Raw genomic sequence first — 23637 nt, 5'->3', positions numbered from 1 at the left:
TCGGCGGCTTCTGGCCCAGAAAAGTTCGGGAAAAGGACCGATTGGGAAAGTTAGTCGTCAGGCCACCCATTTGTCGGCTGATGCATCCCCGCCGAATACCGGTTTAACGCCGTTTCACCCGATCAAAAATGACGAAACCCTTTTCAGGCCTCGTCATTTATTTTAATCGTTTTGAAAGGTTGGTTAAAAGACTAGAACAACCCGGTAATTTTCCCTTCAGCATCGATATCCATATCGAGAGCCGCGGGATGACTCGGTAGTCCAGGCATCGTCAGGACGTTCCCCGTCATGGCGACGATGAAGCCGGCCCCTAAACGTGGGGCAAACTCACGCACATGAATCGTGAAGTCCGTGGGTGCGCCTAATTGATGGGCGTCATCCGTCAGTGAGTACTGGGTTTTAGCCATGCAGACTGGCAACTTGTCCCAGCCCTGCTTGGCCAACGTCTTCAACTGACGCTGCGCCTTCCCGGACAATTCGACCTTGGCTCCCCCATAAATTTTCTGGGTAATGGCCGTCATCTGCGTCATCAGATCGGCACCTTCTGGCACCAAACGATGGAAGTCCTTGGCCTGTTGTGTGGCCGTGACGACCTTTTCCGCTAAATCAGCGGCACCAGCCCCACCATCGGCCCAAACGGTCGTGGTGGCCACCGGAACGGCCAATGCGGCCACCTCAGCGGTCAGGGCGGCCACTTCAGCATCGGTATCACTGGTGAACCGGTTGATGGCGACGACCACCGGCACACCATACTGCTGCATGCTCGTGATATGACGTTTCAGGTTGGCACTGCCTCGTTTCAAGGCCGTGACATCCTCTTGTTCGAGATCAGCGCGTTTAACGCCACCGTTGTACTTCAAGGCTCTGATCGTCGCCACGATCACTACGGCATCGGGGGTCTTCCCCAACACCGGGGTCTTAATGTCCATAAACTTCTCGCCACCCAGGTCGGCCCCAAAGCCGGCTTCGGTCACCGCAAAATCCCCGAGTTGCAGGGCCGTTTGCGTGGCTAACACGGAGTTACACCCGTGGGCAATGTTGGCAAATGGTCCCCCGTGGATAATGGCAGGATTATGTTCCAACGTCTGGACCAGATTGGGTTTGATGGCATCCTTTAAGAGTAACGTGATGGCGCCACCGACCTGCAGATCGGCCACCGTGACGGGTTCACGGTCATAGGTATACCCAATGAGAATCCGATTCACGCGCCGTTTCAGGTCCGTCAGGTCTTCACTAAGACACAGCACCGCCATCAGTTCACTCGCGACGGTAATGTCAAAGCCGTCTTGACGTGGTGTGCCGGAGGTCCGGCCACCCAAGCCAACGACGGTCTGCCGCAACTCACGGTCATTGATATCCAAGACCCGTTTCCAGACAATCTGGCGGGGATCCAGGTTCAACGCGTTGCCGTGGTGAATGTGGTTGTCGATCAAGGCAGCCAGGGTGTCATGGGCCTCGGTTAAGGCGTGCATGTCCCCAGTAAAGTGCAGGTTAATGTCTTCCATTGGGACAACCTGGGCGTAACCACCCCCGGTGGCGCCCCCCTTCATCCCCATGACGGGCCCCATTGAGGGTTCACGCAGGGCTAAAACAGTCTGGTGACCAGCCCGGTTCAGGGCATCCCCCAAACCGACCACCACCGTGGACTTGCCTTCCCCGGCTGGTGTAGGGTTAATGGACGTCACGAGCACCAGTTTACCCAGATCATGCTTTTCAGGGAGTGGCAAGGTAATCTTGGCCTTGGTGTGGCCGTATGGTTCAATATCGGCAGGACTGAGCCCCACCTTGGCCGCAATCTTTTCGATCGGTTCCAGCGGCGTGGCCTGTGAAATTTCAATATCTTTCAAATTAGTCATCCTCTCGTTCGGCTTGTTCGGGCATGGCCGCACGAATCAAGGCGGCTAACTCGATCACTGAGTTTTGTGGTAATAAGAATTGATAGATCCGCCCTTGGGCCACGATTCCCAAACGAAAACGGGCTACGCGAACCCCCTTAACGTCCGCCAAGGGGATCACCAAGTGATGGTGATTGAGCACCCGACTGACGGTTAACATCCCGTCAGCCATGGTGATATTCCGAAAGTGGATCTCGATCCAGCTGAGTAAGGCAAAGGCCACAAAGAAGGCCAGTGTCATCCAGTTAAAATGCGTCACTTCTAGCCAGAAGATGACCCCGAGTAGAAAAACAATCAGCGTCCAGCTCCAGTTGATGATGCTCCCCAGTGGATAGGGTTGATACAAAAAGCGTCGTTGTTGCGTTATCATTAGCTTCAACACCTCACGAAAAAATTGGAGTGATTCTTGTGTATTCATTATATACGGATGCGGCCACCCAGCCACAAAGTGGACTGAGTGCCGGCGGCATCCTCATCATCCACGATCATCACCAGACACAATTGAAGGTCCCCCTGCTGGCCAAGACCAACCACGCGGCTGAGTTTGAAGTCGCGCGGCTGGGATTTGAAAAACTCAGCCAACTATTGGGACCCGCAAGTGCGTCGACTACCGTTTTATTTTACACCGATAGTCAGATCGTTAACGACAGTTTAACCAAACATTATGCAAAACATTACCAAGACCAGGTCGACCGCTTATTAGCGGCCCAGGCACCCTTTCAACTGGTGCTGACCCAGTGGGTTCCCGAGAAAAAAAACCAGGGCGCCCATACCTTAGCCAATCAGGCGCTTCACTCCGCAGAGGTGGCCAAGTAGGTCGTGAGCGGCTTCTCATAGTCACTCCAGTCGGGGGTCCCGCCATACAGGGCAGATCCGGCGAGTAAGCGACCGATCTGAACCCCGGTTGTCAGGCCCGAAGACCCCAGTCCAGAAGCCACTAAGACGGCTTCATGTTCAGGCACTGGCCCGAAGAATGGGGCGAAGTCCCGCGTATAGGCCCGCGTGCCGACTCGCGTTGCCGCGACGCTTTCGGCGGTTAGCCCACTCATTAGCCGTTGCGCACTGCCCAACAGATCGGCAGTTACTTCTGGCGTCGCCTTCAAATCAAATTTGCCTTCGTCATCATGGGTCGCCCCTACGAGGAGCTTGCCGTGACCGAATGGAATAAAGTCCCGTTCACCCTCGGGCATCACAACCGGCATCCGTTCTTGAGACTCAAAGTCCTTGACGGCCAGTTCAATCAGTTGGCCCTTCTGCGGCCGGACGTCAGCAATCACGCCCAGTGGTGCCAGGAGTTCCTTGACCCAGGCCCCAGCGGCCACGATGACCCGATCAAATTGCTTGAGGCCCACCGAAGTCATGACATTGCCTTGACCATCGAGGGTGACCCGTTCGCGCCGAATCGTTAAGTTCTGTGACGTGGCTTGTTTTAACAACCCATCCACCAGTGCGGCACCATCAACACGGGCACCGCCACTGATAAAGACGCCAGGGTGACTCGTCGTTAACAGCGGCACCTTCGCTTGCACCTCGGCGGCACTGAGCGCACTGACATCCCCCATGGTTGCGGCATCTTGCCGTCGTTCTTGGGCTAGGGCAAACAACGCTTCGAGATCACTGTCATCCGATCGGGTCACGATAGTTCCCGTTTGCTGGTAAACGTCCGTCCCCAACTTAGCATCGTGGATAAGTTCTGGGTAGAGGTCGGCCCCTGCCTTGGCTAAGCGGTACCATTGCTGGTTACGACGCTTAGAAAGCCATGGCGAAATGATGCCGGCGGCGGCACTGGTGGCTTGGCCCACGCCGTCGTCAAACAGCGTCACTTTCACGTTCTGCCCGCCTGGTAACTGACTGAGATAATAAGCTGCGGTGGCGCCGACAATGCCGCCGCCAATAATGGCAATTCGTTTTTGCATGCTGACCTTGACCTCCGATAATTAAAAGATTCTGTTCTAGCCCTCATTTTAGCATACTTGCCCTCAAAACACGTGACCGTCCCTCGACGATTGCCTCAGGAAAAGGGAGCCTGCCCAACACCAAAACGGTGTGGACAGACTCCCTTATTTAACGTGCTTATTTAAAGATTAAGAAGCGTTCATCGTCAGACATGTAATCCTTGTCATCGGCCGGTGCTTCGATGGACCCAAAGTCCATTTCGGCCCGCAAACGCCAGCTAGCTGGAATGTTGAAGGTGCTCCGAACGTCGTCATCGATCAAGGGATTGTAGTGTTGCAGGTTGGCACCAACGCCGTTTTCCGCCAGCGCCGTCCAAACCGCATACTGGGCATTCCCTTGGGATTGTTCTGACCAATCCTGGAAGTTAGCCGCATAAAGTGGGAAGTCGTGTTCGAACTTGGCAACCGTCTTGGTTTCGGTAAAGAACAAGACCGTCCCATAGGCCGCCTTGAAGCCGTTAATCTTGGCTTCGGTCCGCTTGAAGGCGTCCGCGTCGGGCACCTCTTGCTTCAGACGATTGATTACGATGTCCCAAAGTTCTTCGTGTGAATCGCCGAATAGGATGGCGACCCGCGTCGTCTGGTTGTTAAAGGATGATGGCCCCTGCTTTACACTGTTTTTAATCAGCGTGACCAGGTCGTCTTGGCTGAGCTTCATATCGCGACCCAAGGCATAGATGCTACGCCGTTTCTTGGCAAGTTCTACGAATTTAGTTTCCATAATTTAATGACCTCATTTCAAATCCCGGATACCGGGCGTTTAGTTATCGTAACAATGGGCTTTAGTTTATCACTTACTTTTTGAAAGTAAAGTATTTTCCACTGGTCGTTTCGGTTAATTTTCTAGTAAGTGGGTCAACTGTGTGGTCATCCACGCCGCCGTTAGGGTCTGGTCATGAACCAACAAGATCCCCAACAGAAACAACCAGCAGGCCTGGGCTGGGTTCTGAGTGGCCGTCATAGCAGGGTGTTGCGCCGTATAGAGGGTGACGACCGTTTGCAAGCTCTGTGGGACCCCTAATGGCGTTGTGAGGATGAAAGCAATTGCTTGGGGATGTTGAGCCGCATAGGCCAATAGATTGGTCACCATCCGCGTCAACATAGCCGTGGCATCCGCCGAATCCAAGACACCCTCACGTAAAGTTGCCGTCAATTCATCTGTAATCGTCACTCTGAGTTGCGTCAATAGACTCGCCTTATCCGGGTAATGCCGATAAACGGCAGCCGGCGTCACGTCCAGGAAACGTGCAATTTGGCGCAAAGAAAGTTGTCCCGCCCCGTCTTCCTCCAATTGAATTCGGGCTTGTTGTGCGATTGCCGCCGCTAAATTTTCTCGATGATAGGGTCGTTCCGCCATCTGAGTCATCCTCCTTTAAAATCCCGTTAAAACACCGTTCACACTTCATGTTAACACTGATTACTTTAAATGTATACACTGATTACATCACTTATCATCAGTGATCCTTACCTAAACTTTACAGTCAATCCGGTCAAAGTGTTCTACAATATGAGTAAACCTTTATTCTAGAAAAGAGTGTCGCCCATGTCGCGTTCAATTACCTCTCGACGATTGGCCCTCAACCTCATTGGCTTTTGGCTAGTGTGGTTAATCGTTCAGATCGTCCTCAATGTCCCTGTCGAAAATCATCTTGCCGGTTGGCCACAGGAACTCATCTTAGATGCCATCAAACTTTTCGTCTGGTTAGGTGCTGGGGCTTGGTTCCTGCATCAAGCAGCACCCAGCGACCTGTATTTAGCCAACCGTGATCAATGGCGCCCTAACTGGCGATTCATACCTGGTTATCTCGTCTTAGCCTTGGTCATTGTCTACCTGATTGGACAATTCATTCTCGCCCACCACGGCCTACGCATCAGCCACAGCTTTCGCCCCGAATTCTGGGGCCGCTACTTTCTGGTAGTCGGGATCAGTGAAGAATTCGTCTTCCGGGGCTACTTCCTAAACGTTCTGTTGACTCGCTACTCCTTGGCCACGGCCAATACGATTCAGGCTCTGGCCTTCGCCAGTCTACACATCCCCCGTTACCTCACGACGGTCCCCGCCATGAGTCCAATGGCTTGGATCAGCAATTTGGTCTCCGTTGCCGCCCTCGGTGCCCTCTTCGGCTGGCTCTATGCTCGAAGTAAATCGCTCTGGCCCGGAATTGTCGTTCACATGACCTGGGATATTCTGGTGACCCTGTTCGCTTAATTTCAGCAAACCGCCAGTACCTGCCATTAATTAACTACAGTCAAAAAGCGTCGAACAATTATCTTCAAAATAATTGTCGGACGCTTTTATTTTTTATTTACGAATTAAAATGATGACACCTGCTTAAACAAGTGTTAGCCGGAGACACAGGTAACATACAGCTTAAACAAGTCTAGATCAACCGACGCAGGTAGCCCAGAAGCACCACCAAGAATGTCAGTGGCAACAGGAATTCGAGGAAGGTCAGGAACAACGCTGGTGTCATGAGGGCTACGACCAAGTCCAGAAGAATCAGTCCACCACCCACAACAACCAGTGCCAGCCACCAGCCTCGGGCCAATCGGGATTGATAACTAATCCCATAGGCCACTAAGGTTACCGCGGTCGTCAAAATCAAAGCACGTTCCACTAAGGTTAACGGTAGCAGTCCTGCCAAGATCAGGGCAAGCACGCTCAAACCAATGAAGAAATAGCCATACCACCGTTGGGTCTGTCTCGTTGTTTTCATCATCATCGCTTCCTTTACCTCAATTATACACGTTTCCAATAATTGAGAGGTTCAGGGTGCCTGAAAAATTCAGCCTAGGCGTGCCACCCAGCATCCACCGACAGTTCACCATTCCACTCATCACTGACGACCGCTGGGAGTTCGTGGTTAAAGACGCGTAGTAGGGCCATCAGACCAGTCGCACTGTTGCCCGCCGTCAATGCCGCCAAAGGTAGCCACGAGTTAGGGCCCTCGTTACTGTCCCGTAGCTCCCCCGTGAAATCATCACTGCGGTACAACAGACCCAGCTTGCGTTTTTGACGCGTCGGGTCGAACCATTCACAGGTACCGCAGAAGCTCAAACTATGTAAGTGTAGACCCGTTTCTTCGGCCACCTCCCGCATCGCCGCCGTGGCACAGCTTTCACCGACCTCCACGTGACCCCCGGGAAAACTGTGACCAGCCTTCCAGGGAACATTTAATTTGTCTTCCACCAAGACGTGCTTAGTGACAGGATCGGTCACGAGAATCATTGTCACCAGTTCTACCGGTTGCGTTCTGTCCATGGTTGTTTCCTCCATTTAATTAAATCAATACTCTGGGCGATCAAGGCGCTAAAACTAAACGAAACGATCCAGGTCAATCCATAACACACGAGGATGCCCAGACCTAAGTGTGCTCGCGTCAAGGCAGCCCCACCACCTCGCCAGATAAGCTGTAGCCAAAATACATTGGCAAGATACGAGGGATAGGCTAACTGTGCGAGACCATGAACGACTCCCAACGACCGGGATCGCCGCCGTATTTGGTAACCGGCAAACGCCAGAACCAATCCGATAACGCTTAAATCAAAAACAACGGTTGCCGGCAAATAGTAACTCGTATGTGCAAGATCGATCGTCGTTCCCCACTGCCGTAGCGTCCAATTCTGAACCACCCACGCCACACAGGCCATTAGGACCAACAAGCTCCAGTAGCGCGACAACCAGCGTTGCCAGGCCGGCCAATATCGCCAGCACAACACACCTAATATCGCGTACAAGAGAAAGCCCGGGAAAACCCGATCTAAGAGATACCAGTGGGCAAAGTGATCGTTTGGATAGACCCACCGGGTAAAGCCGACTATTGCCAAAACATAGAGGCCCCCGATGCTCCATCCCCAGCGTTTCGCCGCTTGTGGGCGGTTCACCCGACCACGTAGCCACCAGAAAATGGGCATCAACAGGATGAATTGGAGCATCATGGTGTTGTACCACAGATGGGGTGCCGCATTACCACTCACGCCCTGCCAGATAAACGATCCCCAACTGTGAGCCGTCCCATGCTGCTGAACACCAGGCATCAACCACAGGTAGAACACCGTCCAGATCGCCGTCGGTAAAAACAACGTCGGTGTCTGGCGTTTCAGGTAGGTCCCATAGCTAGGAGCTGGATAAGTGGTCCGGCTGGTCGTGAAGAGAATTCCCCAGATAAAGGCCGGGGCGGTGAACTTCACTGCCAAATAAATACCGGCCATCACAGCTTGAAGCTTGACTGTGGGCTGAGCCGTCAGGGCAAGGCTCAACACCGATTGTCCCATGACTGCTGTACAGGCGGCCACCTTCAGGTAGTCGCCGGCATCTACTTTGTCTCCTTGCCAATTCACATCGCGTCATCATCCTTTACTCGTTCATTTTACCAAGTCGCTCGGATAACGTAAACCACGAAAAAAGAGGCTCACTGGCCTCTTTATTTTTACGATTAAGCTTTGCGCTCACTGCGCTGTAATTTTTTGTTTTCGATAATTCCCTCTACGCCGTAACAGACGGCACCCAGAGCGGCAAACGCCAGCGGGAATGCCAGCCATAATGGTGACTTCATTAAAACGAGCACCAGGCTTAAGAACATCACTGCAAAAACGACTAAGGTCGTTAAGACAATCCGATCTTTTTTCATTTTAAACTCCCCCTTAGCTTAATTAAACTCATGTGGCCCCTAACCACAAAGCTAGCTTATCAGTTTACCGTCAAAATAACCACTACTTCGGGGAACCTTAAGAAAGTCACTAACTTTAGTGACCATGCAAACCAGATCGAGTGGCATCATGCGGTGTCAGATGCTGGAGTTGTCCCCGAAACTCGGGTTCGAAACGTTCCTGTTCGGGACGGAAGGCGGCCAACTGGGCCTGACGGGCCACCGTTGAGTCCACCCGTTCGCCGTGCTCACCCAGGTCGAGCCCCGCTTCTTCCTCAGCAATGTCAACGCGCATTGGACAAACCTGTCGGAGGCCCCATACCAAGAGACTGACCCCGGCGGCCACCAACACAATGGTGAAGAGCGTTGCCCCAACCTGAATGCCTAGTAAACGACCGCCACCGCCATATAGAAGGCCATTGGTCGTGACCACCGGATTGACGGTCTTCGTGGCGAAGACTCCTACGAGGACACTGCCAACAATCCCACTCACCCCGTGACAACCGAAGGCATCTAGCGCATCGTCAATTCCCAAACGTGGCTTGATCCGGGTCACAAAGACATAGCTGGTCAAGGTAGCAATGGCGCCAATAGCCACGGCACCCATGATCGTCACGTATCCAGCTCCCGGCGTGATGCCCACCAACCCACAGAGGGTCCCGGTACAGACACCCACCAAGGTTGGTTTCCCGTGACGCCAGATGTCGAGTCCCATCCACACGACCATCGCAGTGGCTGTGGCCACGGTACTGGTCAAGGCTGCCTGTAAGGCAACGTCATTGACCGCCAGCGCACTCCCGGCATTGAAGCCATACCAACCGATCCATAGAATCGCGGTTCCCAGCAGGACCCAGGGTAAATTGTAGTGGGGATTGCCGGTATTACTCTTCAACCGTGGCCCTAACCAGGCCGACAAGACCAAGGCGGTGACCCCGGCATTGATGTGAACCACCGTCCCACCGGCGAAATCCAGCACCCCCCAATGAGCTAGCCAACCGACTGGACTCCACACCAGGTGAACCAGCGGGTAGTACAGGAGTAACGACCACCCGACCAGAAAGAGTAGCAGAAATTTAAAACGAATTCGACCAACCACGGCCCCCACGAATAAAGCAGGAGTAATAATGGCAAACATCATTTGAAATAGGGCATAGGCGCCCACGGGAATCTGCCCCGTCGTCAAGGTTGACAACCGCACGCCGTGGAAAAAGGCCTCTCGCAGATTCCCAATCACTCCGGCAACGTCACCCGAGAAGCTTAGCGAATACCCCACAAATACCCAGAGGAGAATGGCCATCCCCGTCATGATAAACACCGACAACATGGTATTAACCACGTTTTTCTCCGAAACCAGACCCCCGTAAAAGAATGCCAAACCAGGAGTCATGAATAAAACCAAGATACTTGCCACTAACACAAAGGCCGTGTTGGCTAAATTCATTTGCGTCGCCCTCTTCATCTTTTAATGTTATAAATCCTAACACTAAACACTAAATATGTCGATGAAATATGAGTAAATTCGTCAATTAACCTTTTTATCAGAGAATTTCGCCACTAATTGTCCATTTTTACGTCAGATTTTCTAACATGTGCACTATAAAAAAAGAGCCTCAGCAAATTTACTGAGACTCTCATGCGTTTATTTCAGAAGACGTTTGACGGCTGCGGGGATGAGTTTGCGAACCCCACCACGAGGATCAGGTACGTCACCCGTATACCTTGGAATCAAGTGAACATGGGCATGCATGACTGTTTGACCAGCCGCCGCTCCGACATTAATCCCAATGTTATAGCCAGCCGGCTGATAAGTCTGGTCCAATAAGACCTTACCTTCAGCCAACAAGGCATCCATGGCCTGTTTGGTTGGACCAGGGATATCAAAGTACGTGGCATAGTGCTGCTTAGGAACGATCAGCAGATGACCCTTGCGCACTGGATGTAAATCCCAGAAGGCCTTCGCCAGGTCATTTTCCAGAACGATTTCGCTTTTTTGACAGAAAATGCAATCCGCCTTAATCACGTGACCTACTCCTTTGAACGCCGTGGTTGTCGTTGTGCCCAGAACTGGAAGTAATCTGTCCGGAGGGCTCCATTATAGAGTTTCCGCGTCTTCGTGGCCTTCTTGCCATAGAAGTGTTCGAATTCCAAGTCGGCCGTCAGCACATAGGTTGACCAGTCCGTCATTGGCCGGAAGACGTCACCCATTTGCTTGTAAAGTTCCCGGACACTGGCCTGGTCACTCAACCGTTCCCCATAAGGTGGGTTGGCGACGATGACCCCATGCTTGAGGTCAGTTTCAAAGTCTTGAACCGCTAACTGACGGAAGGTAATGTCTTGCGACAACCCAGCCTCTTGCGCGTTCTTCTTGGCAATGGCGACCATGTTCTCGTCGATATCACTCCCAAAAATCTGTAAGGGCGTGTCATAGTCGGCCTTGGCATCGGCCTCGTCACGGACTTGGTCACTCAGTTCTTGTGGCACCCAGTCCCAACTCTCACAGGTAAAGTCCCGGTTGAAGCCAGGCGCCAAATTACGGCCAATCAGAGCGGCTTCAATTGGAATAGTTCCGGACCCACAGACGGGATCCCAGAATGGCATATCCTTGTGCCAGCTCGTCAGGGCAATCAGTGCCGCCGCCATGTTTTCCTTGATGGGCGCGCCACCCTTACCGACCCGGTAGCCACGCTTAAACAAGCTAGGACCAGTGGTATCAAGCGTTAACATGACATGATCTTTGTCGATCATGACTTCCAAAGGATACGTCGCACCCGTTTCTGGCATCCGCGTCCGACGGTGATAGACGGCGGCTAACTTGGTCGCCACGGCCTTCTTCACGATCGCTTGGGCATCGGGCACACTATGTAGCTGAGACTTCTTGGAGCGACCTTCAACGGGGAAAGCGGCATCCATTGGCAATAATTCATCCCAAGCCACGGCCTTGGTGGCTTCGAACAATTCGTCAAACGTCATGGCATCGAATTCAGCCACGATGATCCGAACCCGGTCGGCCGTTCTGAGCCAGAGGTTCGTCCGTAAGATATCTTCGATCGTCCCGTCAAAACGAACCCGACCATTTTCGACTTGGGTCTCATAACCCAGGTCTCGTAATTCGCGCCCAGCGATGGCTTCGATACCACTCGCAGTGGCGGCGTATAAATGAAATTTTTTCATAACATCCTCCTTGTTTCCGACTCAACGGTACAACGCTTTTGTTGGCGAACGCTGTCGACCGCTACCGCGACGAGTCGACTTTACCCTCAGTGTACCACCGAAGGCCTTTCACCCCTTAAATTCGTCCCACTTGAAAATATCTATCTGTTAATTTTTTTAAAAAACCTTTACTAAAATTCCACTCGTGAGATGTGTCAAGTACTAATACCACCTGAATAAGTTTATCTCTAAACTGATCTCTTAAATTAAATAATGTATTTTCAAGAGTTGATTTTCCTGCACTTACAATAATCACCGAAACCTTGTTATTATCGCCCAGCTCCATCATATTTTTTAAGTCCTTTCTTCCAAAAAAAACGGTCAATACAAACAAATACAATAACAAGTAACCAGGTCATAAAGAAATACTGTAAACTCATTTTGCCGGTTATTGCTAATGCACTTGGAGTTGCAATCAAACCTAATGGAATAATTGCCATAAATACAACTTTGCCCACTCCTTTATAGATACTAGAAGGGTATCTACCAACCTGAATTACACTCATGAACAGGTCCGTTCTACCGAAGTTTGATGGAAACCAAAAGGTGGTAATTGTCCATAAAAACCAAATTGAATAGTACAAAACACATCCACCAACTATCATCACAAGAAAAAGTAATAAATTTATGAGCGAGATCGAGCTTTTAGTGCTTGCGTAGAGTACAACCAGAACCCCAAGAAGCGAATTCAACAATTGCGTTGTATCTACTGAACGAAAAATATAAAAAAGCTGAGCATCAATTGGTTTCATCAGTACCATATCAAGATTGCCTTCTCGTATATCATGTTCTAACTTGGGTAAGTTTTGAACTAACAATGACATCATCAAGCCATCGATTGTTGTATAGACGCCCAAAAGCATCAACGTTTCACTCCAGGTCCAGCCTGCAATGGTATCCACATTTAAAAAAATTATCTTAAAAAATAATATTAGAATACCAATCCAAAGACCTGACGAAATAATTCCAAATAGAACATCAGAACTAAAAGAAAGAGTTTCAGTTATTCCTGATTTAAGTAACGCCAGAATAATCCTTTTTTGCTTATTTAATTTAACCCAAGACATCCGAATAATGCCTCAACCCTTTCCTGTTAACATACTCTGAGAACAATAAGAAAATGAAACACCATATTAATTCCGTTAAAAGTCCTTGCTCCCATGAAACTCCCGTCTTATTTCCCAATACTATTTGAACTGGAAAATAATTAAAATATTGAAATGGCAAATACTTTAATAGCTCTTTTGCAACAAATGGAAAAGTTGAAATAGGCAAATAATATCCGGATAAAAATGATACAACGATTTCCTTCACCAATAAGACAAAAAACAGATTCTCAAACCAGTATGCCAAACACCCCACACTATAGGAAAAAAAGAACCATAATAAGGCGGAAACAATAATAACGAGAACGTTTTTTACTAAACCAGTATTGAAATTGATTGATTTCCAATTAGCAAGCAACAATAGCAACAATATTGGCAGAATAACTAAGATGTTAGCAAGTCTATCGCCGACCATTTTAGATATATAATAAAGCATCATATTAATTGGTTTCCTAATAATATTGGCCAATTTCCCTGAATGAATATCATCATTCAGTTCCCAATCTACCGCGTACCAAACGAAAAAGTTTACGACGTTCACTCCAACATAATAGTGAATCATATCTACGGAGTTCATTCCTGAAATTGTACGTCCATTTGCCAGCACATTCGTCCATAAATACCCCATTACCACTGTAGGAATAGTTGCCTGCAGTAAAAGTATCCAAGCACTACTTTTGCTCGATAAAATCGATTTTGCCGTAGCTTTTAAAAATGCGTAGTATACCTTCATTTTCTACCCACTTTCATTTTTCAAAAATTTCCAAAATAATATCATTGAGTTGCAAATCATGAATAGAGAAGTTCGTTCCTATTTTCTCTTTGCTTAACAAGGTTAACAGCCTTTCTACATCGTCTCTGGGTACCTTAAGAGTTATTGAACTATCATCAACATCGACCACTTTTCCAGAAAGAAGCCTTGGATCATACCCCGTTCCCTTTTGAAATTGAACATACTGAAAGCCTGAAAACCTATCCGTTAACTCGCTAACTGTACCATCCCAGATAATCTGCCCATTATCTATCAAAATTATTTGATTACATAATGCTGCAATGTCATCCATATCATGACTCGTTAGTAGGATTGTGATATCTTTTTTTGAAACTAAACTATTCAGAAATTTTCTTATATCACGTTTTGCAAGCACATCCAATCCAATTGTTGGCTCATCCAAAAATAATAGTTTTGGCTCTGTTGCAACAGCAGCTACAAATTCAACCTTCATCCTTTCACCTAAAGAGAGCTTTCTAGCCTGAACATCAATTCTATCGCTTACATTCAACAACGAGCACATTTCAGCCACATTAGTTTCAAACGCAACTTTGTCAACATCGTACATAACCTGAATAAGCTCAAAATAGTCCTTCGGCGTAAGATCAAGCATAATTTGCGGCTTATTGCCCATCACCACTGAAATTTCTTTTCTGAAGACTAATTTTCTTTCCTGAGGAACAAATCCTAATACTCGCACTTCCCCAGAAGTTGGAAACAATGTTCCTGTAAGCATCTTTATCGTTGTCGTCTTCCCGGCCCCATTTTTACCTATAAAACCCGTGATCGTATTATCATGAACAGAGAAGCTAATTCCATTGACGGCCGTGATAGTTTTCTTTTGAGGCCTTATTAACGATCTTAGCGCGGCCGAAATTCCACTTTCACGAGTGGTCACTCGAAACTCTTTTTTTAAATCTTTGACCACAATTACGTCCTTCATACACCAACTAAACTTCCTCTCTGTTTTAACTGCTCTAAAACTTGTGACGGACTTTTTGCGAATAGTAAATCTAAGATTGAATCTCTATCGTACAATGTGGAAAAATTAAACTTAACTTCCTTTAGTGTTGCACTTCAATTGTAAATTCATCCTATAAAAAAAGGCGGGAGCAAGCTCCCACCGACCTGACATGGTGTAAATCCCTGTAAGCCATGTTTTGTACCACCCAACCGTTTCAGGCAAACGATTGACTGGCAGTAATCATCTATCTCGAGAGTTTCCTCTCCCCCCACATTTCGTTCATTTCCATATGTGAAGCGCCCCTACCAAAAGTTTGGGTTGCCCGCTCGAGGGGTTTACCGCGTTCCACCGCCTAGGTTTTCCTAGACGTATCGTCACTGTGGCACTTTTCAGGGATACTCAAGCATAGCCGAAGCCTTAGCCGTTTTTTCCCGCCGTAACGTTATTGCTAACGCTCCCCGGCTTATTTTTTCACCGAGCACGAACACTACAGACATCTCAGTCTGTGCGAGCATGGACTTTCCTCAGCCGACATAAGCCGACCGCGATTACTCAGGATTTACACCAGTCTTTATAATTCTACAAACGATGTGACTCGTTTGGATCATTATCTAATTGTGAACCGAAAACGTGACGTTCCAAGTTGGATAAACGCTTGAGAATATCCATGTTGGTGACACTGGACGTCGGTTGGCTAGTTGTGGAAGCTTGCGGCTGGCTCACGCCAACTTGTACTTGCTTCGTTAATTCATCAACTTTCGCTAACAACCGTTCGTTTTCATCTTGCAGGCGTTGATTTTCCTTAACAAAAGTGTCGTAGTCCTTGATCACGTTGTCTAAGAAAGTATCAACGTCATCTGGATCGTAACCACGCATCTTTTGTCGAAATTGCTTTTGCAAAATTTCTTTTGGAGTGAACTTAATGTTTTCCATCGATTATTTACACCTCGTTGTCATATCAAACCGGCAATATTAATAATACCAGTTTTCATTCAAATTGGGAACCATTATTTAAATTTTCTTGATATTCGTTGGCACTTTCTTGCAACCACTCCATATCAACCATCGTCAGGGGATAAGTATGTTGCTCCTGAAACTTTTCAATCGCTCGGTAATCATACTTAGGTTTGCCTTCAACCTCTAAATCATAAACCATCACGGCTTCATCTGTATGGGTCAACATAAATTCTTGATAGTTTCTTAACTGTTGGGGGTTGTGATAAGGTTGCGCACTGACTGGTTCATGGAAGTCCGTTCGGCTCATGATGCTGGCTAATTGCGCCTGATTGGCCTCATTCCAGTTGTTGCCGAACTCTGCAAACGGCGTCATCATCGCAATCTTCAGCTCTGGGTAGTCGTCCTTTAAGGTCAGGGCTACCTCAATGACCCATTGTTCAACCCCCAGTTGGCCGCCAGTAATCAACCAATCGGTCCCATTTTCAATTTTACCAATGAGAACCTTCTTCAGCGCGTCCTTTAGGACCAGAAGTTTCTTGTCCTCGTTACCGAAGACCCCGAGTTCATAGTTTCGATAACCCGTCACCCACAGTCGACTCACCAGAATTCCCCCTTTGTTCTTCCTATAGTTTAGCGAAGATTTTCGGTGGGAGCAATGAAAAGACGTTAAATTATTGGAAAAGTCTGACGTCCGGTCTGCTTGGGAGTTTTTATTTCTGCCCCACCTTGGTATAATGTCAATAACTGGGCCACAAATGCGAGCCAGCTTTTGACAAGGAGTGTGAGGAGTCGATGACTATTCGGTATCCCAATGGGAATGCCTATCAAACACCAGCGACACCGTCCGGGCCCAAGTTTCCCAGTTCCTATACTAATTACGGGAAACGGGGCATGACGCTAGAGGAAGAGCTCAACCAGAGTAACACGTACTATGAGACCCGTGGCATGGCGGTCGTTCACAAGAAGCCGACCCCCATCCAGATCGTCAAGGTCGATTATCCGAAACGCAGTGCGGCAGTCATTAAGGAAGCCTACTTTAGCACCGCGTCCACGACCGATTACAACGGGGTCTATCGGGGCCATTACCTCGACTTCGACGCGAAGGAAACCAAGAACAAGTCCTCCTTCCCGTTGAAAAACTTTCATCAACACCAGATCGATCACATGCGGGCCTGCACGGCCCAGGGTGGCATTTGTTTTGCTATTATTAAGTTTGTCAATCGTCACGAAACCTACCTGTACCGTGCCGAAGACCTCTTTACCTTCTGGGATCAACAAATTCAAGGTGGCCGTAAGTCCGTGCCCTATGCGGACATCGCTGCCAAGGGAATCCTTTTACCTGCGCAATTGCAGTTACCGGTTCCCTATCTCAAAGCCGTGGATCAGCTGCTTTAGCAGCGAACACGTTTAAAACGCAAAGGAGATTAACATGTCTAGTAACAATTCTACCGGTGGTACGCGGATGAGTCGCCACAGTACGTCCACCCCCGGCCCCAAACGACCGCACAACGGCTGGCGTACCTTCCGCCGAGTGCTGTTCGTTATCGTGGCAATCGGTGTCCTAGGAATCTTGGCTGGTGCCGGGCTTTTCTTCTTCTACGCCCAGAGCGCCCCGAAGATTACCCAGTCCGCCCTGTCCAGTGACACCTCAACACGCGTTTATGACGCCAATGGTAAGGTCATCTCACGGTTGGGTGCCCAAAACCGAAACTACGTTAAGAATAATGGCATTCCCACGACCCTGAAACAAGCCGTGGTTTCCACCGAAGACCGGCGTTTCTACAAGAATAACGGGGTTGACCCCATCCGAATCCTCGGTGCTGCATTTGCTAATGTCACGGGGTCTTCCTTGGGGATGCAAGGTGGGAGTACCTTAACCCAGCAATTGGTTAAGCTGTCCGTCTTCTCGACGGCCGCTGCCGACCGAACCCTGAAACGTAAGGCCCAAGAAGCCTGGTTGGCCCTCAAGGTCGATCACAACTACTCCAAGGACCAGATCCTGGAATACTACATTAACAAGGTTTACATGGGTAACGGGGTCTACGGGATGCAAACGGCCGCAGAATACTACTACGGTAAAGATCTGAAAGACCTTGAATTACCACAGTTGGCCCTCCTTGCCGGGATGCCTCAAGCACCCAACGACTACGACCCAACGACTTATCCCCAATATGCTGAGAAGCGACGCAACCTGGTGTTAGACGCCATGGCTAAGAACAACGCCATCACGTCCGCCCAGGCCGCGCAAGCTAAGGCCACGAACATCAAGACTGGTTTAGTTAAGACGCACCGTTCAACCACGACCGATGCCAAGACCACCAAGGTCATCGACGCCTACCTGAAACAGGTTTACGCCGAGCTTAAGGCCAAGGGTTACAACACCACTACCGGTGGGCTGAAAGTTTACACCAACCTCGATATGGGTGCCCAGAAGAAGCTTTACAGCATCGTCAACTCGGGTAACTACGTCAACTTCCCTTCTAGCAAATTCCAAGTTGGGTCCACGATTGTGAATCCCAACAACGGTCAAGTGGTCGCCATGATTGGTGGCCGGAAGACCGGGAATGTGACTTTCGGGTTAAACCGAGCCGTCCAAAAGGACCGTTCTAGTGCCTCAACGGCTAAGCCTCTGATGGATTATGGGCCCGCCATTGAACACCTCTACTATCCAACTTACGAACCCGTGAAGGATACGGCATTTACGTACCCCGGGACCGACAAGAGCCTCTATGACTGGGATAAGCAATACCAAGGAACCATCACCATGCGTAAGGCTCTCTACGAGTCTCGCAATATTCCGGCCGTTCGGACCTTACAAAACGTCGGGATCTCTAAGGCTACCAAGTTCCTCGAAGGCTTGGGAATGACGTTTGATAAGACGTTGACCTTACAAAACGGGATCGGGTTGTATATCTCCTCCGAACAAGAAGCCGCTGCCTATGCAGCCTTCGCCAACGGTGGGACCTACTACAAGCCTTACCTGGTCTCCAAAGTGGTCACTCAGGATGGTAAGAAGCACAACTACGCCTCTACCGGTAAACGCGCCATGAGCGCCGCTACGGCCTTCATGTTGACCGATATGATGAAGGATGTCATTACCAACGAAAGTGGTTCAGGCCGCTCAGCCGCCATCTCCGGGCTTTACCAAGCCGGGAAGACTGGGACCGACTCCTACCCTGACGACTACGCCGATAAGGTACCAGATGGCGCGACGATGGACTCCTGGTTCACGGGTTACACCAAGAACTACGCGGTCTCCGTCTGGACGGGTTACGATAAACAATTCCAGACCGGCCACTATGTCAGTGAGTCACAAACCACGATTGCCCAAGAGATCTACAAGTACGAAATGAGCTATCTCGCTGGTAAGAGCACCAATACCGACTGGACCGCCCCAAGTACCGTCACGCGTACCACGCAAAATGGAAAGACGGAATACTACGTCACTGGTCACCCTGGTACCGTCACGGATACCACGGCTACTAGCCAATATGGGTCGACGAACAACACAAACTCTTCGGCTTACAGCAGTAATAACCAGGCGACAACCAGTTCCAGCACCTCCAAGACGGAATCCTCAACGACTGAGTCCAGTACCAGTAAGGAATCCTCGAGCACGGAACAAAAGCCTAGCGGTAATGGTAATGGCAACGACGATGATAACAGCACGCAGACGTCATCCACGACTAACACTGACGATAACAAGAATTAACGAGATCATCTAAACCTCCCCGATTCAACCGCTTTGGTTGCTTTGGGGAGGTTTTTTGTAACCTCCTAATTTTAGTGATAACAGGCCACCTGCGGCTGCCAGGGATTACGCCTGCTGTGGGGACGCTTCAGCCCCTTGGGCTTCTCGCTCGACTTTAAGCCCCGCCAGGAGCGCGGGTCTTAAAGGTCGCCCGTACTGTAAGGCCGAGAAAAACACTCGGTCTAACAGTACCACCACGGCCGGCTCCATCCCTGGCCTCCTCCGGCTAAATTGGCTTTTATTGGCCACCTTGACGGAAGCAAAATGGTTCTGAAACATTCAGATTGATAATAATATCGACATGAATCAACAGATCGAATAGGAATTTTCTGTTTAACTTTTTCAAATTGGCAACCATCCATACGTATTTTTCCTAAGAACATACCTCACAACTCGTCACGATAACCTTGTAAGCACACCGCTATACCAGTTAATCCGGTCAGAACACTCAACGTTAGTGCAGTAATCAACAAAAAAATCCCCACCACTCGTCAATTAGAACGATCGATGGGGATTCCTTTAGTCTATCTAATTATCCGTCAGCTTAAAGATTGGCACGTCGGGTACCTCACCACCGGGTGTCGTCGGTTTGGCACTTCGCCGTGGTTGTTGACGTTCCTTGTCGCGCTGGACCTGGACCGCCGTCGTCAGGTTCTTCTTTTCCCAATTCAATAGGATCCGGTCCATATACTTGAGATTGTAGACCTGGTTGAGGACGGCTTCCTTCAAGGCTAACTGAATCAGCTCGGGTTTATAATGGTCGTCATCTAACCAATGGTTGATGCTCTCCATTTCCAAAGGCGAAAGTGGTCGGCCAAATTCGGTTTCGATCTGGCCAAACACGGTCGCCCGATCGGTAGTTTCGGCCTGTTTAGTAGCCTTAGCCACGACCGTCTTCTCCCGGACTGACAATTGACTGAGCTTCTCCACCAACAGTCGGAAGTCATAGGCATCCTGACTCTGACCTTGAGCCGTGGTGACACTCTCAATCGTCATCAGTTTACTTTCAATCATCTCGTGTAACACCTGATAGACACGTTGCTGATTCCAGCCTAGTTTCTTGGCGAGTTCGTCGGCATCAGGCATGAGTACGCCGCGATCCATCTCCCGGCGTAACTGAATATAAACCAACAATTGATCTGTGGTCATCCCCACCGCTCGAAAATTATCGAGGAGGTAATTAGCCACGCTCGTCTGGCCATCCTGAATATAGCGTCGCATAAAATCATCCATTTTTCATGACCCCCTGTCACTGACACATTACGGCTCGCAAGTGGCCGTATAAATGAAACGACCGAACGCCAAAAGGCAGTCCGGTCGTGTGATCCGTTAATTTCTATGGGTAAATACGGTTCAACAACCGTGGGAATGGAATTGCCTCACGGACGTGTTCCTCACCGGTAATCCAGGTCAGGAACCGTTCGAGACCCATCCCGAAGCCAGAGTGAGGCACGGACCCGTACTTCCGCAAGTCAAGGTACCAGCTGTATTCCTCTGGATCGAGACCAGCCTTCTTAACTTGTTCGAGTAACTTGTCGTAGTCCACTTCACGTTCGGACCCACCGATGATTTCCCCGTAGCCTTCTGGAGCTAAGAGGTCGGCACAGATGTACACATCGTCACGTGTTGGATGTGGCTTCATGTAGAATGGCTTGATAGCCTTCGGGTAGTTCAACACAAAGACCGGCTTGTCAAAGTGGTCGGCCAGGAAGGTCTCTTCTGGTGAGCCGAAGTCGACACCCCAGTCCACGTCAAAGCCGTTCCCCTTCAACAGTTCGATGGCTTCATCGTAACTGATACGTGGGTAAGGCAGGTGGGTATACTTCTTCAGCACTTCAACGTCACGATCCAGGGTCTTCAAGTCAGCGGCACAGTTGTCGATAACATTTTGAACCAAGAAAGCCACGTATTGTTCTTGAACTTCAAGGCTTTGTTCTTGGTGCATGAAAGCCATTTCGGGTTCAATCATCCAGAATTCGATCAAGTGACGACGCGTCTTGGACTTTTCAGCCCGGAACGTTGGGCCAAAGGTGAAGACCTTGTTAAAGGCCATGGCCCCAGCCTCGGCGTACAGCTGACCGGATTGTGACAAGTAGGCGTCGCGATCGAAATATTCCGTGTGGAACAAGTCAGTCGTTCCTTCAGGCGCACTCCCAGTCAAAATTGGGGAATCAATCTTGGTGAAGCCTTCCTTATTGTAGAATTCGTAAGTGGCCCGGATGACCTCGTTACGAATCCGCATCAGAGCATGTGGCTTGGATGAACGCAACCAAAGGTGACGGTGGTCCATTAAGAAGTCAACCCCATGTTCCTTAGGCGTAATTGGGTAGTCTTCACTTTCGCCAATAACTTCGATCGTTTCAACTTCGATTTCATAACCAAAGTGTGAGCGATCATCCTGGTGAATGATCCCCGTGATCCACATACTGGTTTCTTGACGAATTTCCTTCGCTAATTCAAAGGTCGCTTCGTCAACGGCTTTTTTAAGAACGACACCTTGGAAAAAGGCAGTTCCGTCTCGTAATTGTAGGAAAGCAATCTTCCCACTGGAACGCTTATTGGTGAGCCAGACACCAATTTTTACTTTTTCATCGACGTGCTTGCTGGCATCAATAATGTTGATCTGTTCCACAATCATTCCTCCATCTCACAATAAATTTTTAATCTTGCATAAACTGTTTTAAGCGGTCCATCGCCGTCAAAAGCACAGGCAGACTGGACGCGTAGCTGAGGCGGATGTGCCCCGGCATACCGAAGGCTTCCCCGGCAACCACCGCCACGTGGGCCTCCTCTAACACCTTAGCGACGAATTCATGGGACGTGGCCACCTGCTTGATGGCCATCGCCGCCGTGACGTCTGGAAAGAAGTAGAAGGCCCCCTGCGGTTTGCCCGCTAAATGAAACCCGGGCAAGGCCGTCAGCAGTGGGTAAATTGCATCACGTCGCTGCTTGAAATCAGCACGCATGCTAGCTACCGAGGCTTGGTCCATGGTCAGTGCCGCCTGGGCAGCCACCTGACTCACGGCCGCCGTATTCCCCGTCATATGGGATAACACGGTCTTCATCGCCTGAATCAAGGCGGGTTGCCCAATCGCATAGCCAATCCGCCAGCCGGTCATCGCGTAGGTCTTGGAGACCCCACCGATCAACACGGTCTGCGCCGTGATGGCCGGGGTAATGCCCACGATTGACGGTGCCACTGCCGAGCCGTCGTAGACGAGTTCGCCATAAATGTCATCGGCAATGACCAGAACATCTCTGGCAACCGCCCATTCGCCAATCGCCTGCAATTCCGCTTGGGTGTAGACCACCCCGCTAGGATTTTGTGGCGAATTGAGAATCAGTGCCCGGGTGCGCGGCGTATAGGCTTGCGCCAGTTGTGCCGGTGTCACCTTCAGATTAGCCTGCGGATCGACCGTCACCGGCCGACCACCCGCTAACCCCACCTGTTCAGCATAACTGACCCAGTAGGGTTTTGGCAAGAGGACTTCGTCGCCAGGATCCAATAAAACCTGACAAAGCGCGTACAGTGCTAATTTGGCCCCAGTCGTCACGACCACCTGATCGGCAGACACGGTAACCCCGTGTAGCCGCTGAACCTGTTGGCTGACGGCCTCGCGCAGCGGCAGAATTCCCGCCGTATCCGTGTAACCGTCGACCGTGCCAGCGTTAATGGCCGCCACGGCCTGGGCCTTGATGGGCGCTGGGGTCGGAAAGTCCGGCTGACCCACGCTCAGGTTGATCACGTCGACCCCCACTGCTTGAAGTTCCCTGGCCCGTTGGCCGGTTGCTAAAGTTGCTGAGGGACGGACTGCTTGTGCTCGCTTAGAAAGTCGCATCGTCATCCTCCTTGCTAAATATTGGCGATCTGCTGGAGAACCTTCCCATTACTGTACTGGAAGGTCACGTAGCAGAGCTTCCCACTCTGATTGAGGTAACCCACCTGCCAGGCTGGCTTGCCGTTAAAGATCCGCAAAGCGGCCGACAACACCTTCTTAGGATTACGTTTCCAGACCTGCTGGAGCGCCGTATTCCGTGACATCCCCGCGCTTTGTTTCAGCACGGTGACATCCTTGCCTGACTCGGAGATAACCGCATAAACAGCCTGTTTCTGCTTGTTTTTACCGGCTACCGTGTAATAGGTGGAATTTAAATTTGTCCAGTAAAAATCACTGGTACTCGTCAGATGACCTGATTTCTTGGCGATTCGTTCCGCCCGAATCTGGTCCTGACTGAGCGGCTTAGTGGCCCGTCGGATCACATAGCCCGCGCTGATTAACAGCACCAGCACAATGACCAGAATGCTCAGGAGCACCCAGTGGCGTGGCCGCCGACGCCGTTGATATTGTTGTCTCATCAATTCTCTTCGTACTCCCTT

General features: G+C 49.9%; 25 protein-coding genes and 1 other RNA gene. 4 read left to right on the top strand and 22 right to left on the bottom strand.

The window, feature by feature from the left end; translation table 11 throughout:
* Positions 1–191: 191 nt before the first annotated feature.
* Entirely contained in the window at positions 192–1847 is a 1656-nt protein-coding gene (locus tag OCU14_RS01705; protein ID WP_261809504.1) for a formate--tetrahydrofolate ligase, read from the bottom strand.
* Between the two features lies 1 nt (position 1848).
* On the bottom strand, positions 1849–2265 hold the full coding sequence (locus tag OCU14_RS01700; protein WP_261809503.1) for an EbsA family protein: 417 nt from the start codon (positions 2263–2265) through the stop codon (positions 1849–1851).
* A gap of 38 nt (positions 2266–2303) precedes the next feature.
* On the opposite strand from OCU14_RS01700, the gene OCU14_RS01695 reads away from it, so the two are divergent.
* On the top strand, positions 2304–2711 hold the full coding sequence (locus tag OCU14_RS01695) for a ribonuclease HI family protein (RefSeq protein ID WP_261809502.1): 408 nt from the start codon (positions 2304–2306) through the stop codon (positions 2709–2711).
* On the opposite strand, the gene OCU14_RS01690 is transcribed toward OCU14_RS01695, so the two are convergent.
* The 3 genes from OCU14_RS01690 to OCU14_RS01680 all read right to left on the bottom strand — a co-directional run bounded on the left by OCU14_RS01690 (position 2687) and on the right by OCU14_RS01680 (position 5207).
* Positions 2687–3811 carry an NAD(P)/FAD-dependent oxidoreductase gene (locus tag OCU14_RS01690; protein ID WP_261809501.1) on the bottom strand — a complete coding sequence of 375 codons (1125 nt, stop codon included), beginning with the start codon at positions 3809–3811 and terminating at the stop codon, positions 2687–2689. The genes OCU14_RS01695 and OCU14_RS01690 overlap by 25 nt on opposite strands.
* A gap of 157 nt (positions 3812–3968) precedes the next feature.
* Complete coding sequence (locus OCU14_RS01685) at positions 3969–4571, bottom strand: nitroreductase family protein (protein WP_261809500.1); 603 nt, start codon at positions 4569–4571, stop codon at positions 3969–3971.
* Between the two features lie 114 nt (positions 4572–4685).
* The gene (locus OCU14_RS01680; protein WP_261809499.1) at positions 4686–5207 is read right to left on the bottom strand and encodes a TetR/AcrR family transcriptional regulator; all 522 of its coding nucleotides are present in this window, start codon (positions 5205–5207) and stop codon (positions 4686–4688) included.
* A 186-nt stretch (positions 5208–5393) separates the two neighbouring features.
* Here OCU14_RS01680 and OCU14_RS01675 point away from each other — a divergent pair, with 186 nt between their 5' ends.
* Positions 5394–6059, top strand: coding sequence for a CPBP family intramembrane glutamic endopeptidase (locus tag OCU14_RS01675; protein ID WP_261809498.1), 666 nt, complete (start codon positions 5394–5396; stop codon positions 6057–6059).
* Positions 6060–6231: 172 nt separating this feature from the next.
* On the opposite strand, the gene OCU14_RS01670 is transcribed toward OCU14_RS01675, so the two are convergent.
* The 13 genes from OCU14_RS01670 to OCU14_RS01610 form a co-directional block, all read right to left on the bottom strand.
* Positions 6232–6567 (bottom strand): hypothetical protein, encoded by a 336-nt coding sequence (locus OCU14_RS01670; protein WP_261809497.1) that lies wholly within the window; start codon positions 6565–6567, stop codon positions 6232–6234.
* A gap of 74 nt (positions 6568–6641) precedes the next feature.
* Positions 6642–7112 (bottom strand): 8-oxo-dGTP diphosphatase, encoded by a 471-nt coding sequence (locus tag OCU14_RS01665; RefSeq protein ID WP_261809496.1) that lies wholly within the window; start codon positions 7110–7112, stop codon positions 6642–6644.
* On the bottom strand, positions 7091–8191 hold the full coding sequence (locus OCU14_RS01660; protein WP_261809495.1) for an acyltransferase family protein: 1101 nt from the start codon (positions 8189–8191) through the stop codon (positions 7091–7093). Before OCU14_RS01660 ends, OCU14_RS01665 begins: the two co-directional genes overlap by 22 nt.
* Before the next feature lie 95 nt (positions 8192–8286).
* The gene (locus tag OCU14_RS01655) at positions 8287–8481 is read right to left on the bottom strand and encodes a hypothetical protein (RefSeq protein WP_261809494.1); all 195 of its coding nucleotides are present in this window, start codon (positions 8479–8481) and stop codon (positions 8287–8289) included.
* A 115-nt stretch (positions 8482–8596) separates the two neighbouring features.
* Entirely contained in the window at positions 8597–9940 is a 1344-nt protein-coding gene (locus tag OCU14_RS01650) for an ammonium transporter (RefSeq protein WP_261809493.1), read from the bottom strand.
* 198 nt (positions 9941–10138) lie between these two features.
* Positions 10139–10519, bottom strand: coding sequence for an HIT family protein (locus OCU14_RS01645; protein WP_261809492.1), 381 nt, complete (start codon positions 10517–10519; stop codon positions 10139–10141).
* Positions 10520–10524: 5 nt separating this feature from the next.
* Positions 10525–11670 (bottom strand): THUMP domain-containing class I SAM-dependent RNA methyltransferase, encoded by a 1146-nt coding sequence (locus OCU14_RS01640; RefSeq protein ID WP_261809491.1) that lies wholly within the window; start codon positions 11668–11670, stop codon positions 10525–10527.
* 308 nt (positions 11671–11978) lie between these two features.
* Positions 11979–12776, bottom strand: a complete 798-nt coding sequence (locus OCU14_RS01635) for an ABC transporter permease (RefSeq protein ID WP_261809490.1) — start codon at positions 12774–12776, stop codon at positions 11979–11981.
* The gene (locus OCU14_RS01630) at positions 12763–13548 is read right to left on the bottom strand and encodes an ABC transporter permease (protein ID WP_261809489.1); all 786 of its coding nucleotides are present in this window, start codon (positions 13546–13548) and stop codon (positions 12763–12765) included. The genes OCU14_RS01635 and OCU14_RS01630 overlap by 14 nt, the downstream gene beginning before the upstream one ends.
* 13 nt (positions 13549–13561) lie before the next feature.
* Positions 13562–14530 carry an ABC transporter ATP-binding protein gene (locus tag OCU14_RS01625; protein ID WP_261809488.1) on the bottom strand — a complete coding sequence of 323 codons (969 nt, stop codon included), beginning with the start codon at positions 14528–14530 and terminating at the stop codon, positions 13562–13564.
* A 201-nt stretch (positions 14531–14731) separates the two neighbouring features.
* Positions 14732–15111: RNase P RNA component class B (gene rnpB, locus OCU14_RS01620), an RNA gene on the bottom strand.
* 19 nt (positions 15112–15130) lie between these two features.
* Positions 15131–15484, bottom strand: coding sequence for a cell division regulator GpsB (gene gpsB, locus OCU14_RS01615; protein WP_057878778.1), 354 nt, complete (start codon positions 15482–15484; stop codon positions 15131–15133).
* Between the two features lie 55 nt (positions 15485–15539).
* A complete protein-coding gene (locus OCU14_RS01610; RefSeq protein ID WP_261809487.1) occupies positions 15540–16109 on the bottom strand; it encodes an SLOG family protein in 570 nt (189 codons plus the stop codon).
* A 191-nt stretch (positions 16110–16300) separates the two neighbouring features.
* Here OCU14_RS01610 and recU point away from each other — a divergent pair, with 191 nt between their 5' ends.
* Together recU and OCU14_RS01600 are read left to right on the top strand one after the other, a co-directional pair.
* Entirely contained in the window at positions 16301–16903 is a 603-nt protein-coding gene (recU, locus tag OCU14_RS01605; RefSeq protein WP_057878780.1) for a Holliday junction resolvase RecU, read from the top strand.
* Positions 16904–16937: 34 nt separating this feature from the next.
* A complete protein-coding gene (locus OCU14_RS01600; protein WP_261809486.1) occupies positions 16938–19220 on the top strand; it encodes a transglycosylase domain-containing protein in 2283 nt (760 codons plus the stop codon).
* Between the two features lie 567 nt (positions 19221–19787).
* Here the strand turns inward: OCU14_RS01600 and OCU14_RS01595 are convergent.
* From OCU14_RS01595 to OCU14_RS01580, 4 genes are all read right to left on the bottom strand, one after another.
* Entirely contained in the window at positions 19788–20492 is a 705-nt protein-coding gene (locus OCU14_RS01595) for a DnaD domain-containing protein (RefSeq protein WP_261809485.1), read from the bottom strand.
* A gap of 103 nt (positions 20493–20595) precedes the next feature.
* A complete protein-coding gene (gene asnS / locus OCU14_RS01590; protein WP_261809484.1) occupies positions 20596–21891 on the bottom strand; it encodes an asparagine--tRNA ligase in 1296 nt (431 codons plus the stop codon).
* 28 nt (positions 21892–21919) lie between these two features.
* Positions 21920–23098: a pyridoxal phosphate-dependent aminotransferase gene (locus OCU14_RS01585; RefSeq protein ID WP_261809483.1), complete on the bottom strand. Its 1179-nt coding sequence runs from the start codon at positions 23096–23098 to the stop codon at positions 21920–21922.
* Positions 23099–23112: 14 nt separating this feature from the next.
* A complete protein-coding gene (locus tag OCU14_RS01580) occupies positions 23113–23616 on the bottom strand; it encodes a cell wall elongation regulator TseB-like domain-containing protein (protein ID WP_261809482.1) in 504 nt (167 codons plus the stop codon).
* Between the last annotated feature and the right edge of the window lie 21 nt (positions 23617–23637).

The sequence above is a fragment of the Levilactobacillus humaensis genome (genome assembly GCF_024345185.1).
Taxonomy (GTDB): Bacteria; Bacillota; Bacilli; order Lactobacillales; family Lactobacillaceae; genus Levilactobacillus; species Levilactobacillus humaensis.
This window is presented reverse-complemented; position numbering and strand designations above follow the sequence as displayed.

Coding starts and splice junctions, on each gene's coding strand:
- OCU14_RS01630 (WP_261809489.1), bottom strand. CDS start 13,548: ATGAAGGTATACTACGCATTTTTAAAAGCTACGGCAAAATCGATTTTA.
- OCU14_RS01595 (WP_261809485.1), bottom strand. CDS start 20,492: ATGGATGATTTTATGCGACGCTATATTCAGGATGGCCAGACGAGCGTG.
- OCU14_RS01650 (WP_261809493.1), bottom strand. CDS start 9,940: ATGAATTTAGCCAACACGGCCTTTGTGTTAGTGGCAAGTATCTTGGTT.
- OCU14_RS01670 (WP_261809497.1), bottom strand. CDS start 6,567: ATGAAAACAACGAGACAGACCCAACGGTGGTATGGCTATTTCTTCATT.
- OCU14_RS01655 (WP_261809494.1), bottom strand. CDS start 8,481: ATGAAAAAAGATCGGATTGTCTTAACGACCTTAGTCGTTTTTGCAGTG.
- gpsB (WP_057878778.1), bottom strand. CDS start 15,484: ATGGAAAACATTAAGTTCACTCCAAAAGAAATTTTGCAAAAGCAATTT.
- OCU14_RS01680 (WP_261809499.1), bottom strand. CDS start 5,207: ATGGCGGAACGACCCTATCATCGAGAAAATTTAGCGGCGGCAATCGCA.
- OCU14_RS01585 (WP_261809483.1), bottom strand. CDS start 23,098: ATGCGACTTTCTAAGCGAGCACAAGCAGTCCGTCCCTCAGCAACTTTA.
- OCU14_RS01580 (WP_261809482.1), bottom strand. CDS start 23,616: ATGAGACAACAATATCAACGGCGTCGGCGGCCACGCCACTGGGTGCTC.
- OCU14_RS01700 (WP_261809503.1), bottom strand. CDS start 2,265: ATGATAACGCAACAACGACGCTTTTTGTATCAACCCTATCCACTGGGG.
- recU (WP_057878780.1), top strand. CDS start 16,301: ATGACTATTCGGTATCCCAATGGGAATGCCTATCAAACACCAGCGACA.
- OCU14_RS01635 (WP_261809490.1), bottom strand. CDS start 12,776: ATGTCTTGGGTTAAATTAAATAAGCAAAAAAGGATTATTCTGGCGTTA.
- OCU14_RS01665 (WP_261809496.1), bottom strand. CDS start 7,112: ATGGACAGAACGCAACCGGTAGAACTGGTGACAATGATTCTCGTGACC.
- OCU14_RS01675 (WP_261809498.1), top strand. CDS start 5,394: ATGTCGCGTTCAATTACCTCTCGACGATTGGCCCTCAACCTCATTGGC.
- OCU14_RS01685 (WP_261809500.1), bottom strand. CDS start 4,571: ATGGAAACTAAATTCGTAGAACTTGCCAAGAAACGGCGTAGCATCTAT.
- OCU14_RS01600 (WP_261809486.1), top strand. CDS start 16,938: ATGTCTAGTAACAATTCTACCGGTGGTACGCGGATGAGTCGCCACAGT.
- OCU14_RS01640 (WP_261809491.1), bottom strand. CDS start 11,670: ATGAAAAAATTTCATTTATACGCCGCCACTGCGAGTGGTATCGAAGCC.
- OCU14_RS01625 (WP_261809488.1), bottom strand. CDS start 14,530: ATGAAGGACGTAATTGTGGTCAAAGATTTAAAAAAAGAGTTTCGAGTG.
- OCU14_RS01690 (WP_261809501.1), bottom strand. CDS start 3,811: ATGCAAAAACGAATTGCCATTATTGGCGGCGGCATTGTCGGCGCCACC.